Below are 15,623 nucleotides of genomic sequence, written 5' to 3'. Positions count from 1 at the left end.
CGCTCCTTCCGCCTGAAACTAGAACCCGTTACAGTCGGTGGCGGAAGCGACTAGAGCGACGTTCTGGAGCGACGCGCGAGCGGGCGGATCGGCGGGAACGGCCGCCCGGCGGCCGCGAGCTCCGACCCGGATGGCGAGGAGATCGTTATGGGTGCGGTGATCGTCGAGGCCGTGAGGACCCCGATCGGCAGGCGCAACGGATGGCTCGCCGGGCTGAAGCCGCAGGCGGTCCTCGCCGCGGCGCTCAACGGCCTGATCGGCAGATCGGGCATCGATCCCGCCGCCGTGGAGCAGGTTTTCGCCGGATGCGTCACGCAGGCCGGAGAGCAGGGCGGCCATGTCGGGCGGCACGCCTGGCTCTACGCCGGGCTGCCGTACCAGACGGGCGTGACCACGGTCGACGCGCAGTGCGGCTCCTCGCAGCAGGCGGTGCACCTGGTCGCGGCGCTCATCCAGGCCGGGGTCATCGACGTCGGCGTGGCCTGCGGCGTCGAGGTGATGAGCCGGGCGCCGCTCGGTTCCAACGTGCTGCCCGCCGATCCCCGGCCCGACGACTGGGCCATCGACCTGCCCGACCAGTTCACCGCCGCCGAGCGGATCGCGCGGCGGCGCGGGCTGACCCGCGAGCGGCTCGACCGGTTCGGCGCCAGGTCCCAGCGCCTGGCCGCGGAGGCGTGGGCCCGGGGACGCTTCGACCGGGAGGTCGTCCCGGTGACCGCGCCGGTCCTCGGCCAGGACGGGGTGCCCACCGGCGAGACCCGCGTCGTCGACAGGGACCAGGGACTGCGCGAGACCACCGTCGAGGGGCTGGCCGGGCTCAGGCCCGTCATGGGCGAGGACGGCATGCACACGGCGGGCACCTCCTCGCAGATCTCCGACGGCGCGGCGGCGGTGCTCCTCATGAGCGAGGAGGCCGCCGCCCGGCACGGCCTGCGGCCCCGGGCGCGCGTCCTCGCCCAGGCGCTCGTCGGCTCCGAGCCGTACTACCACCTGGACGGGCCGGTGGACGCGACCGCCAGGGTGCTGGCCGCGACCGGGATGAGTACGGCCGACATCGACAGGTTCGAGGTGAACGAGGCTTTCGCCTCGGTGGTCTTATCCTGGGCATCGGTGCACAAGCCGGACATGGAACGGGTCAACGTCAACGGCGGCGCCATAGCGCTCGGCCATCCGGTCGGAGCGACCGGATCCCGACTGATCACCACCGCCCTGCACGAGCTTGAGCGGTCCGACTCCTCGACCGCGCTGGTGTCGATGTGCGCGGGCGGGGCGCTCGCGACCGCGACCGTCCTGGAGCGCCTCTGAACGGCATCGCCGCCCCGGGACACCCGCGAACGGCGCCGATCCCCTGGAGCGTCTTGAGCGGCGCCGCACAAGGAGCACCACCGTTGAAATCCCGCAGGCCGCACAAGGAGCGCCACCGTTGAAATCCCTCCGCAGGCCGTACAGCGAGCAGCGCCCGTTCGACACCGGCGGCGGGGTGTGGAGCGTGCCCGTCCCGATCCCGGGCAACCCGCTCGGCTACACGCTCGTCTACGCGATCGAGTCCCCCGCCGGTCCCGTGCTGGTCGACGCGGGCTGGAACGCCCCCGAGGCGTGGCTGGCGCTGCGCGACGGGCTGGGGGCGGTCGGCATGGACGTCCGCGACGTGCGCGGCGTGGTCGTGACCCACTTCCATCCCGACCACGCCGGGCTGGCCGGTCAGGTCAGGGAGGAGTCCGGCGCGTGGATCGCCATGCACGAGGCCGACGCCGCGCTGATCGGGTTCATGCGGAACTTCCAGGGGGACGCGCACCGCGACTTCCAGGCCGACATGCTGCGCCGGGCGGGAGCGGGCACCGTCGAGGTGGAGGAGGTGACGGGGAACCGGCCGCAGCCGCCCGCGGTACCCGACCGCGTCCTCACCGACGGCGACCTGATCGACCTGCCGGGGCGCAGGCTCCGGACGATCTGGACGCCCGGTCACACGCCCGGCCACGTCTGCCTGCACCTTGAGGACGCCGACCGGATCTTCACCGGGGACCACGTGCTGCCGGCGATCACGCCGCACATCGGGATCTACCCGTACGACCGCGCGGACGTGGATCCGCTCAGCGACTTCCTGGAGTCGCTGGAGAAGGTGAAGGGCCTGGGCCGGCTCGAAGCTCTCCCCGCCCATGAATGGATATTTCAGGACACGGGGGCTCGGGCGACGGAGATCGTCGTCCACCACGAGGAGAAGCTCCGACGGCTGGCCGCCCTGCTCGCCGAGGCCGAGGGACCTCTCACTATTTGGGAGATAGCTGGACGTATGACCTGGAATCGCCCGTGGGAGGACTTTCCTCCCGTACTGCGCGGGATGGCGGCCGGAGAGGCCGCGGCCCACCTGCGCACGCTGGAGGTTCGCGGAATCATCCGCCGCGCGACGGGAGTGGATCCGGTCCGGTTCGCCATACACTCATAGACATCGGATGTCTGGCGCGACCTGAGGACGGTGCAGAGTGGCGGTCACCGACGCCGCTATCGACAAGATCAAGCAGATGATCCTGTCTGGCGAGCTCGCCCCGGGCAGCAGGCTGCCCAAGGAGGCCGACCTGGCCGATCGGCTCGGACTGTCGCGCAACTCGCTGCGCGAGGCCGTCAGAGCCCTGGCCCTGATCAACGTGCTGGACGTGCGCCAGGGCGACGGCACGTACGTGACCAGCCTGGAGCCGAGGCTGCTGCTCGACGCGATGTCGTTCGTGGTCGACTTCCACCAGGACGACACCGTGCTGCAGTTCTTCCAGGTCCGGCGGATCCTGGAGCCCGCGGCGACCGCGATGGCGGCGACGTGCATGTCCGAGTCCGAGGTCGCCGAGCTGCGCAAGATCCTCGACGAGCTGCCTCCCGACCCGAGCGTCGAGCAGCTGGTCGCCAACGACCTGGAGTTCCACCAGCGCATCGCGGCGGGCTCGGGCAACGCGGTGCTGTGCTCCCTCATCGAGAGCCTCTCGGGGCCCACCACCAGGGCCAGGATCTGGCGGGGCCTCACCCAGGAGAACGCCCTGGAGAAGACCCGCGAGCAGCACACCGCGATCTGCGACGCCATCGCCGCCCGCCAGCCGGAGGTGGCGCGGGCCTGGGCCACGGTCCACATCGCCGGCGTCGAGGAGTGGCTCCGCAGCGCCCTCGCCTGACTCAGGTGAGCGCCTGCCGGGTGCGCCGCAGGAAGTCGCGCTCGGCCGCGTTGCCGGTGCGGGCGATCGCCGCCTCGTAGGCCCGCGCCGCCTCGGCGGTGCGGCCCAGACGCCGGAGCAGGTCGGCGCGGACGGCGTGGAACAGGTGGTAGCCGTCCAGGTCGAGGCCGTCGACCAGGGTGAGCGCCGCCCCCGGCCCCTCGACCTCGGCCACCGCGACCGCGCGGTTGAGGGCCGCCACCGGGTTGGGGGCCAGGGCCAGGAGCAGGTCGTACAGCGCCAGGATCTGCCACCAGTCGGTGAGGGCCGCGCTCGGCGCGTCGCTGTGGACGGCGTTGATCGCGGCCTGGATCTGGTACGGACCGGGCCGGTCGCGCCGCAGGCACCACCGGACGACGGCCTGGCCCTCGGTGATCAGGTCGCGGTCCCAGCGGCCCCGGTCCTGGTCCGCCAGCAGCACCAGGTCGCCGTCCGGCGTGGTGCGGGCGGCCCGGCGGGAGTCGACGAGCAGCATGAGCGCGAGCAGCCCCATGACCTCGGGTTCGCCGGGCATGAGCTCGGCCAGGAGCCGTCCCAGCCGGATGGCCTCCGCGCAGAGCTCCTCGCGCACCAGCCGCTCGCCCGAACTCGCCGTGTGGCCCTCGTTGAAGATGAGGTACACCACGGCCAGGACGGCCCGCAGCCGGTCAGGGAGATCGGCCTCGGCCGGGACACGGTACGGGATCCCCGCGTCACGGATCTTGTTCTTGGCCCGGACCAGGCGCTGGGCCATGGTCGGCTCGGGCACCAGGAAGGTCCTGGCGATCTCGGCGGTGGTGAGCCCGCCCAGCAGCCGCAGGGTCAGCGCGACCCGGGCGTTGGCGGCGAGCGCGGGATGGCAGCAGGTGAAGATCAGGCGGAGCCGGTCGTCGCGCACGGCGCTCTCCTCCAGCGGTTCGTCCCCGGCGTGCAGCAGGGCCGCCTGGGCGTGACGGTCCTGGCGGGTCGCCTCCCGGCGGAAGCGGTCGATCGCCCTGTTGCGGGCGGTGGTGATGATCCACCCCGCCGGGCTCGGCGGCAGGCCGGTGGAGGGCCACCGGCCCGCCGCGACGGTGAACGCGTCCTGGACCGCCTCCTCGGCGAGATCGATGTCGCCGAGGAGACGCACCAGGACCGCGACCGCGCGCCCGTACTCGGCACGGAACACGCGGTCGATCTCCGAGGCGGGGACGCCCGGCATACCGGACGTCAGCCGTCCACCTCGCCCTGGAACGGCCGCACCTCGATCGGGAGGAGGCCGATCGCCAGGGCGAGCCTGCGACCCCATTCGAGCGCCGCGTCGAGGTCGGGCGCCCTGACGACCGTGAACCCGCCGAGGTGTTCCTTGCCCTCGGTGTACGGGCCGTCGGTCATGAGCGTGTCGCCGTCCTTCACCCGGATCACGGTCGCCGTGTCCGGGGAGTGCAGGCCGCCGGAGAAGACCCACGCACCGGCGTCCTTCATCTCCTGTTCCAGGATCTCCAGATTCCGGGCGATCGGCCCCAGTACCTCGGGACCGGGAGAACCTCCGCCGGGCTGGTAAATGCTGAGCAGATACTGTTTCATCGCGCGTTCCTCCTGGACGACCGGTGCGGCGCCGTCGCCGCCTTCCTACCCGTCACACGAACGGCGCCGGGCGCATTCGACACCGGGCGCGGCGTCCTTCGAAGATATTTCCGCCCCGACACGGAACCGTGCTCAGACGCCGAGCCGGGTTTCCCCTCTCGTTCGCCTGTGTTCGCAGGTGTCGTGACCATCTCCGTCCCCAAGAACACGATCTTCCCGGAACCGGCGCTCCGGGTGGATCGGCTCCCCGGAGGCTGAGCATGCACCCCGCGGAGGGCCCCGAGCCGCCGGACGGAGAACTCACGACCACGGACTCGGAGGGGAGGTGGGACCAAAACACTTTCCTCAGGCAATACATTAACCAGGTAAAGATTTATGGCCGACTCCTCCGGCCGAACGATTGGAGTACGCCATGCGCATCGGTGTCGCGCTGCCCACCGATCACACGCGGCTGTCCGCCGCGGCCAACTCCGTCGACACCCTGGTCGGCGAGGTGAGGGAACTCGCCGCCGCGGGGCTGACCTCGGCCTGGTTCACCCAGCGGTTCGACCACGACGCCATCACGGTGGCCGCGCTGGCCGCGCGCGAGGTGCCCGGCATCGACGTCGGCACCGCGATCGTGCCGATCTACCCGCGGCACCCGATCGCGATGTCGATGCAGGCCCAGACCGCACAGGCGGCCGGCCACGGGCGCTTCACGCTGGGCGTCGGGCTGTCGATCAAGTCGTTCGTCGAGGAGACCTACGGGATCGCGCCGCACCCCAGGATCCGGCATCTGCGGGAGTACCTGGAGGTGCTGCGCGACCTCTTCGAGAACGGCACCGCGAACCTGGGCGGCGAGACGCTGGTCGCCAGGACCTCCCTACCGGCGAGCGTGCCGGGCGCGCGGCCGCGGGTGCCGGTGCTGGTCGCGGCGGCGGGCGAGCAGACCCTGCGCGCCGCGGGCGAACTCGCCGACGGCGCGCTGCCGATCCTGTCCGGCCCGCGCACGCTGGCCGAGTACACCGTGCCGACCATCGCCCGGTACGCGGAGGCGGCCGGGCGGCCGGCGCCCCGGGTCGCCGCGATCGTCTCCGGCGTGGTGACCGCCGACGTGGCGGGCGCCCGGGCCCGCGCGGAGGAGAACATGGGGTACTACGGGACCATCCCGTCCTATCGCGCGGCACTGGACCGCGAGGGCGTCGACCATCCCGCCGATCTGGTGGCGATCGGAGACGAGGAACTCCTCGCGGACCAGGTGACCGCGTACTTCGAGGCGGGCGTGACCGAACTCGTCTACACCCAGACCGCGATCGGTTCCGCGGAGGACGAGCGCCGCACCTGGAAACTGCTCGGCGAGCTGGCCTCAGGACACCGGCACGGACCGGCGGCGGTGCCCGCCGCGAGAGGGGAACGACACGATGACGACGATGCTCGCGCAGATCGGTGACCTGCACCTGGACGACGGCGAACGGACGACCCGGCGCGCCACCCGGATCATGGACTACCTGCGGGCCCTGCCCCGCCTCCCCGACGCCGTGCTGGTCACCGGGACATCACCGACCACGGCGATGAGTCCGAGGCGGAGTGCAGCCGTTCCGGACAGCGAACCTCCAATAGAACACACCAGACCGGTGCCGACGTAATCGTGGCGGTCAGTTCTCACGCCCACGCCGACGAGACGGCTTCGCAAGATCACGACAACGAGCCACCGGATCGTCGATTTCCGTCAGGTTCGGGCCGGCGCCGTCACCATCACAGCAAGCGGGCTTGGTGCGCTCGCCCACCGGCGGTTCGTGCAGCCCGCACACCTGCCACAGCGAGGTGTAGACGTCATGTGTGCGGTTGCGCTCGTCATGAGGTCCCAACATCAGAATCCATGAACGGCCCAGGCCCTCGAACGCGACCACGACGCGCATGGCCGCTCTCAAGTGCTTGACGCACAGGCGGTTCACCGGAATCTCTCCGGTGAGTCGATAGCCGAGAGCCGCGCAACCTCGCGCTTCCAGATCACCGACGAAAGCGACGAAGGCTCTCAGGTCAGCTCCGCGCAACGTCTCGGCCTGCTTCTCCGCGAGAACGGAGAGATAGACCTCAGTCTTCGTCAGCGGCCGGTTCCGAGTTCCTGGAACCCCACTCCGCCCGGATCTCCCGCCACGGGCGGCCCTCGTTCTGGCTCATCTGCCGAAGACCGTCAGCCAGCTGGTCACTCTCCAGAAACTCCTGGTCCTGCAAGCGGCGCCAGACGGCCTCGGCGAGATTGCGGGTACGGCCGACCCGGCGCAGGTCCTGGACAAGGGTCGCCACGGCGTAAAGGCGTTCGGCCTCAAGCATCAGTCGTGGCTTTCCCCTGACCTGCGTGAGCAGCCCTTCCCCGACCCATGCGCGAACCGTCTTCTCGTCAACACCAAGGAGCTTGGCCGCGACCGTCGCTCGCACCGGCTCGGCATGAGCGAGCAGGTCGTGAACGACTTCCCTGACCGTGTCACGAGTGTCGGCCTCGTGGGTGCTGGCGGCCACTCCGTCCAGTCGCTGCGCCTGGTCGAACAGGGCCAGTGCGGCCCGCTCCTCGACCTCTTTCCTGCGAAGGGTCTGCGTCGCACCGGCCCTCTCGTGATCGCCCCGCGCCGACGCCGCCCGATGCTTCCGTTTTTTGACCGCTCCCGCCGAAGCTTTCCCGGGCTTGGCATCAACCATGAGGAGGCCTCCTTCCCGCCTCATACTACTCCCTGATTCTGGCCCAAAATCGGGAATCAGCAGGATCTCGGGCTCCCCTGCCGCGGCGCGTTCAGGGGATGAGGCCTTCGGCGGCGAGGTCGGCCCACAGGGCCTCGGGGACGGGCTTGGCGGTCAGTTCCGCGTTGCGGGTCACCTCGGCGGCGGAGCGGGCGCCGATGACCACGCTGGCGACGGCGGGGTGGCGCAGGGGGAAGGCGAGGGCCGCCTGGGGCAGGGTGACGTCGTGGCGCTCGCAGACGGCGGCGATGCGGCGGGCGCGCTCCAGGAGCGGGCCGGGGGCGGGGGCGTAGTCGTAGGTGCCCGACGGGTCGTGGGTGGCCAGCAGGCCGCTGTTGAACACCCCGGCGGCGAGCACCGAGACGCCGCGCTCGGCGCACAGCGGCAGCAGCTCGTCCTCGCCCGACTGGTCGAGGAGGGTGTAGCGCCCGGCGAGCATGACCATGTCGACATCGGTCTCGCGGACGAACCGGGCGAGCATTCCCGTCTGGTTCATGCCGGCCCCGACGGCCTTGACGACGCCCTGGTCGCGCAGCTCGGCCAGGGCCGGGTACGCCTCGGAGACGGCCTGCTCCCAGTGGTCGTCCGGGTCGTGGATCAAGGCGATGTCGACCGCGTCGAGACCGAGCCGCTCCAGGCTCTCCTCCAGCGACCGCAGCACCCCGCCCCGCGAGAAGTCCCACACCCGGCGCAGGTCGGCGGGAACGTCGAAGCCCTGGTCGTCCCGGCCGAAGGGGCCCTCGCCGGTGGCGGGCACGAGCAGGCGGCCGACCTTGGTGGACAGGGCGTAGGAGTCGCGGGGCCTCTCCGCCAGGGCGGCGCCGAGACGCCGCTCCGACAGGCCGAGCCCGTAGTGGGGCGCGGTGTCGAACAGGCGGATCCCCGCCTCGTAGGCCGCGTCCACCGCCGCGCGCGCCGTGTCCTCGCCGACCTCCGAGAACAGGTTCCCGATCGGGGCCGTGCCGAAGCCGTATCTGCTGACCTGCACCGCTTGCTCCGTTCTGTACGGCTTCATGGCTCTCATGCCGCTTGATGCATTTGTATCGCTTCATGCCTCGCGGGTGGTCATCCATTTCCACACGTGTCCGCGTGGGCTCCACCACCCGTACGGGCCCAGGGTTTCGCGCGGGCCTCGCGCCCGTACGGCTTCACGTCCCCGTACGGGCTGCGCGTCCACGCGGCTCACGCCCCGTCGAAGGCTCCCGCCCTTGTCGAAGGCTCACGCCCCTGCGCCAAAGGCTCACGCCCCCGTCGAGGCGGCCGCGTCAGTCTTGGGCCTTGCCGCCCGCCAGGCGGCTGATCATCAGGGCGACCAGGATGATCGAGCCGTAGACGAGCTGCTTCCACTCGCCGGGGACGCCCTTCAGGGTCAGGATGTTCTCGACGAGGCCGATCACCAGGACACCGGTGAGCGCGCCGAGGATCGTCCCCTTGCCGCCGTCCATGCTGACGCCGCCGATGACGGCCGCGGCGAAGGCCATGAAGATCCAGCCGACGCCCTGGTTGGCGCTGATGCCGCCCAGCCGGCCGGTCTCCAGCACTCCGGCGAGCGCGGCGACGATCCCGCCGATGACGAAGACGACCCAGAGGACCCGCTCGACCCTGATGCCGGCCGCGCGGGCGGCGTCGGCGTTGCCGCCGATGGCGTAGAGCGAGCGGCCACCCCGGAAGTAGCCGAGGGCGACGATGGCCACCGCGAAGAGGACGCCGGTGATCCAGATGGCCGCCGGCAGGCCGAGCCAGCGGGCGCTGCCGAGGTAGAGGAACGACTCGGGCAGCTCGAACAGGCTCTTGCCCTGGGTGAGACCCAGCTGGAGGCCGTGCACGACGATCATCATGGCCAGCGTGACGATGAAGGCCGACAGCTGGAACCGCAGGATCAGGAAGCCGTTGAAGGCGCCGACCAGGCCGCCGACCAGCAGGCACAGCGGGATGGCCAGGATGCCGGGCAGCTCCAGGCCGAACCCTCCGGCCGCCACCGGGATGACCAGCATCACGCCGAAGGCGGGCGCCATGCCGACCGTGGACTCCAGCGACAGGTCGAACTTGCCCGCGATCAGGATCAGCGCCTCGGCGAGGACCACCAGCGCCAGGGCCGACTGCTGCTGCAGCACGTTGGTCAGGTTGCCCGTGGTGAGGAAGACCGGGTCCACGAAGGAGCCGGCGATCAGCAGAACGACGATCACCGGGACCAGGGTGAGGTCGCGGAACCGCCCGAGCTGGACGCGGCGGCCCTGCGGGGCCGCCAGCACGGGCGGGGGGGTCTTTGTCGTGGTCATGAGTGCTCGATACCTTCCATCGCCGCCACCAGCTCGTTGTCGGTCCAGCCGCGCGGCACGTCCTTGACGATCCTGCCGTGGAACATGACGAGGACGCGATCGCAGATTCGCAGGTCGTCGAGCTCGTCGGAGACCAGGACGGCCCCCGCCCCCCGCTCGGCCGCGTCCTCCACGGCGCCGAGCAGGGAGTGCTTCGCCTTGACGTCCACCCCGGCGGTCGGGTTGATCACCACGAGCGCGTTCGGGTCGTCGGCGAGCGCCCTGGCCAGCACCACCTTCTGGGCGTTGCCGCCGGACAGGTCGGCCACCTGCTGGTCGGGGCCCGTCGTCTTGATGTCCAGCAGGTCGATCATCCGGGTGCCGCGCTCGCGGCGGCGGGCCGGGGAGACCACGCCGTAGCGGCCGAGCTTGTGGGCGATCGGGATGGTCGCGTTCTCGGCGATCGAGAGCAGCGGCACGAAACCCTGGTGGTGCCTGTCCTGGGGGACGAACCCGAGCCCGGCGCGGAGCGCGGAGGGCACGTCGCCCTGCCTGATGTCGGTGCCGTTGACGGTCACCGTCCCGGTGTCGGCCCGGTGCAGGCCGACCAGGGTCTCGGCGAGACCGACCTTGCCGCTGCTGCCGGAACCGGCGAGGCCGACGATCTCCCCCGCCCTGACGGCGAGGTCCACGTCCTCGTAGCGCCCGGCGAGACTGAGTGCCCGCGCGGACAGCACCACGGGGGCCGAGGGGGCGACCGTCCGGGTGCGGTACTCGTAGGCGGCGGTGGCCTCGCCGGTCATCGCGTCCACGAGCCGGTCGTGGGGCAGGTCGCCGACCGGGGCGGTGACGATGTGCCGGGCGTCACGGAAGACCGAGACGCTCTGGCAGATCTCGTACACCTCCTCCAGGTGGTGGGAGATGAACATCATCGTGACGCCCTGCTCGCGCAGGGAGCGCATCCGGTCGAAGAGCCGCTGGATGGCCGGGCCGTCGAGCTGCGCGGTGGGCTCGTCCAGGATGATGAACCGGGCGCCGAACGACAGCGCCCTGGCGATCTCCAGCAACTGGCGCTGCTCGACCCCCAGGTCTCCGGCCATGGTCTCCGCGTCGACGTCCACGCCGTACTGCTCGAGCAACTGGCGGGCCCGCGTGCGAAGGCTCCGCCAGCTGATCCTGCCCCGCTCCGTCTGGCGGTTCAGGAAGAGGTTCTCCGCGACGGACAGGGTGGGGATGATCGTCGACTTCTGGTAGACGCACGCGACCCTCTGCCGCCAGGCGTCCCGGTCGGCCGGCGGCGGCGCGGGCTGCCCGGCGAAGCGGACCTCGCCCTCGTCGGGACGCTGGAGCCCGGTCAGGATCGACACCAGCGTGGACTTGCCCGCGCCGTTCCTGCCGACGAGCGCGTGCGTCTCCCCCTCGCTGATGGCGATCCCGGCACCGTTGAGCGCGGTGGTCGGGCCGAAGCGCTTGGTGATCCCAAGCGCCTCGACTGCCTTGACGGAAGATGTCATCACTTGACCTGGTTACCCCAGAGAGCCTGGTCGTCCACGTTCTCCTTGGTGACCAGGGGAGCGGGGAGCTGGTCCTCGAGACCGTTCGGCAGCTGGATGATCGTGCTGTCGTGGTCGGTCGGGCCGGGCTGGAAGGTCTTGCCCTCGGCCGCGGCCTTGGCGTAGAAGAGCGCGTACTTGGCGTAGAGGTCGGCCGGCTGGGAGACCGTGGCGTCGATCTCGCCCTTGCGGATCGCCTCGAACTCCTGCGGGATGCCGTCGTTGGAGATCACGAAGACGTGCTTGGGGTCCTCCGGCGGCACGATCAGGCCCTTGGCCTTGAGCACCTGGAGGGTGGGGGCCAGGTGGACGCCTCCGGCGTGCATGTAGACGCCCTTGATGTCCGGGTGCTGCTCGAGACGGGTCTGGAGCATGGAGGCGGCCTTCGTGCCCTCCCACTCGGTCGGCTCCTCGAAGACCGTGATGCCGGGGAACTTGTCCTTCATGCAGCCGCGGAACGCCTCGGCCCGGTCACGGCCGTTGATCGACGAGAGCGCGCCCATGAGCTGGACGACCTTGCCCTTGCCGCCGAGCTTCTCGCCGAGGAACTCGCACGCCTTCGTGCCGTACGCCTTGTTGTCGGCCCGCACGACCATGTAGACCTTGCCCTTGTCGGGGCGGGTGTCCACGGTGACGACGGGGATGTTCTTGCCCTCCAGCGACTGCAGCGTGGAGGCGATGGCACCGGTGTCCTGCGGGGCCATGACGATCACCTTGGCGCCCTGGCCGGTCAGGGCCTGGGTGTTGGCGACCAGCTTGGCCACGTCGTTCTGCGAGTTGGTCGGCGGCATCAGGTCGACGCCCAGCTCGGTCGCCATCTGGGGGACGTACTTGTTGTACGAGTTCCAGAAGTCGGAGTCGGTGCGGGGGAAGTCGATTCCGACCTTGGCGCCCGCGGGGGCGGCGGCCGCGTCACCGGTGGGCTGGGCCGCGGTGGTGGCGGGCTCCGACGATCCGCAGGCGGAGAGGGTGAAGGAGATCGCGAGCAGTGCCGCACCTGTCGCCGCGGGTCCGATTTTCATACCGTTGCCTCGATTCAAAGCTGTATGGGGGGTGAATTATTTCTCGACCGACGCGTGGAGCCCGGTCATGACTTCGGCCGGAGCCTGAGCCCCTGCATCCCGCCGTCCACGGCCAGGACCGTGCCGGTGGTGGCCGCCGCGAGCGGGCTCGCGAGGTAGGCGATCGCCGCGGCGACCTCCGGGGCGCTCACCAGGCGGCCCATCGGCTGGCGGGCCTCCAGGGCCGCCCGCTCGGCCGCCGGGTCCTGTGCCGCGTCGAGCAGGCGCTGCACCCAGGGGGTGTCGGCGGTGCCGGGGTTGACGCAGTTGACCCGGATGCCCTCGCGGACGTGGTCGGCCGCCATCGCCAGGGTCAGCGACTGGATGGCCCCCTTGGACGCGCTGTAGAGCGCCCGCTGGGGCAGTCCCGCCGTCGCCGCGATCGAGCAGGTGTTGACGATCGCGGCGTGCGCCGAGCGGCGCAGGTGCGGCAGGCTCGCCCGGGTGACCCGGACGATGCCCAGGACGTTGACGTCCAGGACCCTGAACCACTCCTCGTAGGGGTTGTCCTCGATCGTCCCGGCGGCGCCGATCCCGGCGTTGTTGACCAGGATGTCCAGGCCGCCGAGCCGCTCGACGGCCTGGGCGACGGCCGCGTTGACCGCCTCCTCGTCGGTGACGTCCGCCCTGACCTCGACGAACGGGCCGCCGGAGGCGTTGATGTCGAGGGAGGCCACCCTCGCGCCCCGCTCGGCGAGCAGGGTGGCGGTGGCCAGGCCGATGCCGGAGCCGCCACCGGTGACCAGGGCGCGCAGGCCGTCGAACTCACCCATTGAGGGACCTCCATACCGGGCCGTCGGGGTAGGTGTAGTCGATGATCGAGGCGGCGTGCATGGCCGCTCCGAAGCCGGGCCGGCTCGGCGCGGCGTAGGCGCCGTTCTCGATCACCACGGGATCGACGAAGTGCTCGTGGAGGTGGTCGACGTACTCGATCACCTTGCCCTCCATCGAGCCGCTGACCGCGACGTAGTCGAACATCGACAGGTGCTGCACCAGCTCGCACAGGCCGACCCCGCCCGCGTGCGGGCAGACCGGGACGCCGAACTTGGCGGCGAGCAGCAGGATCGCGACGTTCTCGTTCACGCCGGCGACGCGGGCCGCGTCGATCTGCAGGTAGGAGATCGCGCCGGCCTGCAGGAGCTGCTTGAAGACCATGCGGTTCTGCACGTGCTCGCCGGTGGCCACCGGGATGGGCGCGATGCCCCGGGCGATGGCGGCGTGGCCGAGCACGTCGTCGGGGCTGGTCGGCTCCTCCACCCAGTGCGGGCGGAACTCCGCGAGGGCGTTCACCCAGGCGATGGCGGAGTCGACGTCCCAGCGCTGGTTGGCGTCGATCGCGATGGGGAAGTCCTCGCCGCAGGTCTCGCGGGCGATGCGCATCCGCCGCCTGTCGTCCTCCAGGTCGGCGCCGACCTTCAGCTTGATCTGGGTGAAGCCCTCGTCCATCGCCTCCTTGCACAGGCGGCGCAGCTTGTCGTCGCCGTAGCCGAGCCACCCCGGGGAGGTCGTGTAGGCCGGGTAGCCGTGCTCGCGCAGGTGGGCCACGCGCTCGCGCCTGCCGGGCTCGGCGGCGCGCAGGATCTCCAGCGCCTCCCGCGGGGTGAGCGCGTCGGTGAGGTAGCGGAAGTCGACAAGCTCGACGAGCTCCTCGGGGGACATCTCGGCCAGCAGCAGCCAGAGGGGCTTGCCCGCCCGCTTGGCCTTGAGGTCCCAGAGCGCGTTGACCACGGCGGAGATCGCCATGTGCATGACGCCCTTCTCCGGGCCGAGCCAGCGCAGCTGGGAGTCGTGGACCATGTCCTTCCAGAGCGCGCCCATGTCCTCGACGTCCCTGCCGAGCACGTACGGCTCCAGGGCCCTGATCGCGGCGGTCTGCACCTCGTTGCCGCGCCCGATGGTGAAGGCGAAGCCGTGGCCCTCGAACCCGTCGTCGGTCCGCAGGACCAGGTAGGCGGCCGAGTAGTCGGGGTCGGGGTTCATCGCGTCGGAGCCGTCGAGCTCCAGCGAGGTGGGGAAGCGGATGTCGTGGGTCTCCATCGAGATGACGCGGTACGCGCCGACCCCCGCCAGAACCTCCTCCGCCGCCTCGGCCACGATGGCTTCGACCGGCGCGTCCTCGCGGGTGTCGATCCTGTCGCTCATGCCTGCCCCACGGTCTGTCGCTGGCTCCCGAGGCCGTCGATCTCCAGCTCCACGGTCTGCCCGGCGCGCAGGTACGGCGTGCCGGGCAGGCCGAGCGCGACGCCCGCCGGGGTGCCGGTGTTGATGAGGTCACCGGGTTCGAGGACCATGAACCGGCTGAGGTAGCGGACGACCTCCGCCACCGTGAAGATCATGTTCTTGGTGTCGCCGTTCTGGAACCGCGTGCCGTCCACCCACAGGCGCAGACCCAGGGCCTGCGGGTCGGCGATCTCGTCGGGGGTGACCAGCCAGGGGCCGAGCGGGTTGAAGGTCTCGCAGGACTTCCCCTTGTCCCACTGGCCGCCGCGCTCCAGCTGGAACTCGCGCTCGGAGACGTCGTTGGAGACGGCGTAGCCCGCGATCTTGGACAGTGCCTCCTCGTGCGTCTCGACGTAGCGGGCCGTCTCGCCGATGACGACGGCCAGCTCGACCTCCCAGTCGGTCTTCACGCTGTCCCTGGGGATGAGCACCTCGTCGTTGGGCCCGACGATCGTGTTGGGAGCCTTCATGAAGACGATCGGCTCGGCCGGGATCGCGGCGTTCGTCTCCTCCGCGTGGTCGCGGTAGTTGAGCCCGATGCACACGATCTTCCCTGGTCGCGCGATCGGAGCGCCGATCCGCAGCCCCTCGGCGTCCAGCACGGGAAGCTCGTCCCGCTCCAGCGCCTCTCGGACGCGAGCCACTCCCCCGGAAGCGAAGAAAGCCCCGTCGATCTCGGCTTCCGAGATTTCGCGGAGATTACCGGCCCCGTCCAGGACGGCCGGTCGCTCCTGGCCGACGGGTCCCACTCGCAGCAGCTTCACACCGCACCCTTCGTTGATACATCGGATGTCTTGTCTCGTGATGCTGAACGACGCCGAACCCCGGTGTCAACCCCTCACCGGCCGATACATCCGATCCGTTATCGAGGAGAAACCGCAGCTGACAGGGGTAATGCCGGATCGTGCCCTAATTTTGACCTCCAGTCATCGGGTTTCCTCGCGCGGACGGAAATGGAGATCATCTGGGACGTTCGCGGTGGTGAGGGGCACAAAAGTGATCAACCGTCCAGAAACATCGGAGGATGAGGCTTGTTACGGCGGAATTTCGGTGCTATCTCCTTGAAACAGTCCCGCC

The 15,623-nt window shown here is 70.6% G+C and carries 16 protein-coding genes; 5 read left to right on the top strand and 11 right to left on the bottom strand.

Features of this window, described 5'->3' with window-relative positions; translation table 11 throughout:
• The first annotated feature begins 147 nt into the window (after positions 1 to 147).
• From ACVCAG_RS03425 to ACVCAG_RS03415, 3 genes are all read left to right on the top strand, one after another.
• Positions 148 to 1,305 carry a steroid 3-ketoacyl-CoA thiolase gene (locus ACVCAG_RS03425; RefSeq protein ID WP_440084471.1) on the top strand — a complete coding sequence of 386 codons (1,158 nt, stop codon included), beginning with the start codon at positions 148 to 150 and terminating at the stop codon, positions 1,303 to 1,305.
• A 118-nt stretch (positions 1,306 to 1,423) separates the two neighbouring features.
• The gene (locus tag ACVCAG_RS03420) at positions 1,424 to 2,443 is read left to right on the top strand and encodes an MBL fold metallo-hydrolase (protein ID WP_440084470.1); all 1,020 of its coding nucleotides are present in this window, start codon (positions 1,424 to 1,426) and stop codon (positions 2,441 to 2,443) included.
• Positions 2,444 to 2,480: 37 nt separating this feature from the next.
• Entirely contained in the window at positions 2,481 to 3,155 is a 675-nt protein-coding gene (locus tag ACVCAG_RS03415; protein WP_440084469.1) for an FCD domain-containing protein, read from the top strand.
• Between the two features lies 1 nt (position 3,156).
• Here the strand turns inward: ACVCAG_RS03415 and ACVCAG_RS03410 are convergent, their stop codons facing one another.
• Together ACVCAG_RS03410 and ACVCAG_RS03405 are read right to left on the bottom strand one after the other, a co-directional pair.
• Complete coding sequence (locus tag ACVCAG_RS03410; RefSeq protein ID WP_440084468.1) at positions 3,157 to 4,374, bottom strand: sigma-70 family RNA polymerase sigma factor; 1,218 nt, start codon at positions 4,372 to 4,374, stop codon at positions 3,157 to 3,159.
• A gap of 8 nt (positions 4,375 to 4,382) precedes the next feature.
• Positions 4,383 to 4,739, bottom strand: coding sequence for a YciI family protein (locus ACVCAG_RS03405; RefSeq protein WP_440084467.1), 357 nt, complete (start codon positions 4,737 to 4,739; stop codon positions 4,383 to 4,385).
• A gap of 412 nt (positions 4,740 to 5,151) precedes the next feature.
• Here ACVCAG_RS03405 and ACVCAG_RS03400 point away from each other — a divergent pair, with 412 nt between their 5' ends.
• On the top strand, positions 5,152 to 6,168 hold the full coding sequence (locus tag ACVCAG_RS03400) for a TIGR03564 family F420-dependent LLM class oxidoreductase (RefSeq protein WP_440084466.1): 1,017 nt from the start codon (positions 5,152 to 5,154) through the stop codon (positions 6,166 to 6,168).
• Positions 6,140 to 6,364: a hypothetical protein gene (locus ACVCAG_RS03395; protein WP_440084465.1), complete on the top strand. Its 225-nt coding sequence runs from the start codon at positions 6,140 to 6,142 to the stop codon at positions 6,362 to 6,364. The genes ACVCAG_RS03400 and ACVCAG_RS03395 overlap by 29 nt, the downstream gene beginning before the upstream one ends.
• A 9-nt stretch (positions 6,365 to 6,373) precedes the next feature.
• On the opposite strand, the gene ACVCAG_RS03390 is transcribed toward ACVCAG_RS03395, so the two are convergent.
• The 9 genes from ACVCAG_RS03390 to ACVCAG_RS03350 all read right to left on the bottom strand — a co-directional run bounded on the left by ACVCAG_RS03390 (position 6,374) and on the right by ACVCAG_RS03350 (position 15,310).
• Positions 6,374 to 6,772 (bottom strand): hypothetical protein, encoded by a 399-nt coding sequence (locus ACVCAG_RS03390; protein ID WP_440084464.1) that lies wholly within the window; start codon positions 6,770 to 6,772, stop codon positions 6,374 to 6,376.
• Positions 6,773 to 6,812: 40 nt separating this feature from the next.
• Positions 6,813 to 7,415: a hypothetical protein gene (locus ACVCAG_RS03385; RefSeq protein WP_440084463.1), complete on the bottom strand. Its 603-nt coding sequence runs from the start codon at positions 7,413 to 7,415 to the stop codon at positions 6,813 to 6,815.
• 91 nt (positions 7,416 to 7,506) lie between these two features.
• Complete coding sequence (locus ACVCAG_RS03380; protein WP_440084462.1) at positions 7,507 to 8,442, bottom strand: aldo/keto reductase; 936 nt, start codon at positions 8,440 to 8,442, stop codon at positions 7,507 to 7,509.
• A 277-nt stretch (positions 8,443 to 8,719) separates the two neighbouring features.
• Positions 8,720 to 9,733: an ABC transporter permease subunit gene (locus tag ACVCAG_RS03375; RefSeq protein WP_440084461.1), complete on the bottom strand. Its 1,014-nt coding sequence runs from the start codon at positions 9,731 to 9,733 to the stop codon at positions 8,720 to 8,722.
• On the bottom strand, positions 9,730 to 11,226 hold the full coding sequence (locus tag ACVCAG_RS03370; protein WP_440084460.1) for an ATP-binding cassette domain-containing protein: 1,497 nt from the start codon (positions 11,224 to 11,226) through the stop codon (positions 9,730 to 9,732). Before ACVCAG_RS03370 ends, ACVCAG_RS03375 begins: the two co-directional genes overlap by 4 nt.
• A complete protein-coding gene (locus tag ACVCAG_RS03365; protein ID WP_440084459.1) occupies positions 11,226 to 12,287 on the bottom strand; it encodes a substrate-binding domain-containing protein in 1,062 nt (353 codons plus the stop codon). The genes ACVCAG_RS03370 and ACVCAG_RS03365 overlap by 1 nt, the downstream gene beginning before the upstream one ends.
• Before the next feature lie 65 nt (positions 12,288 to 12,352).
• Entirely contained in the window at positions 12,353 to 13,099 is a 747-nt protein-coding gene (locus ACVCAG_RS03360; protein WP_440084458.1) for an SDR family oxidoreductase, read from the bottom strand.
• Positions 13,092 to 14,468, bottom strand: coding sequence for an L-fuconate dehydratase (locus ACVCAG_RS03355; protein WP_440084457.1), 1,377 nt, complete (start codon positions 14,466 to 14,468; stop codon positions 13,092 to 13,094). The genes ACVCAG_RS03360 and ACVCAG_RS03355 overlap by 8 nt, the downstream gene beginning before the upstream one ends.
• Positions 14,465 to 15,310, bottom strand: coding sequence for a fumarylacetoacetate hydrolase family protein (locus ACVCAG_RS03350; RefSeq protein ID WP_440084456.1), 846 nt, complete (start codon positions 15,308 to 15,310; stop codon positions 14,465 to 14,467). The genes ACVCAG_RS03355 and ACVCAG_RS03350 overlap by 4 nt, the downstream gene beginning before the upstream one ends.
• Between the last annotated feature and the right edge of the window lie 313 nt (positions 15,311 to 15,623).

This window comes from Streptosporangium sp. G12, assembly GCF_052983175.1.
The sequence above is the reverse complement of the archived record's forward strand: the minus strand, read 5'-3'. Positions and strand labels throughout refer to the sequence as shown.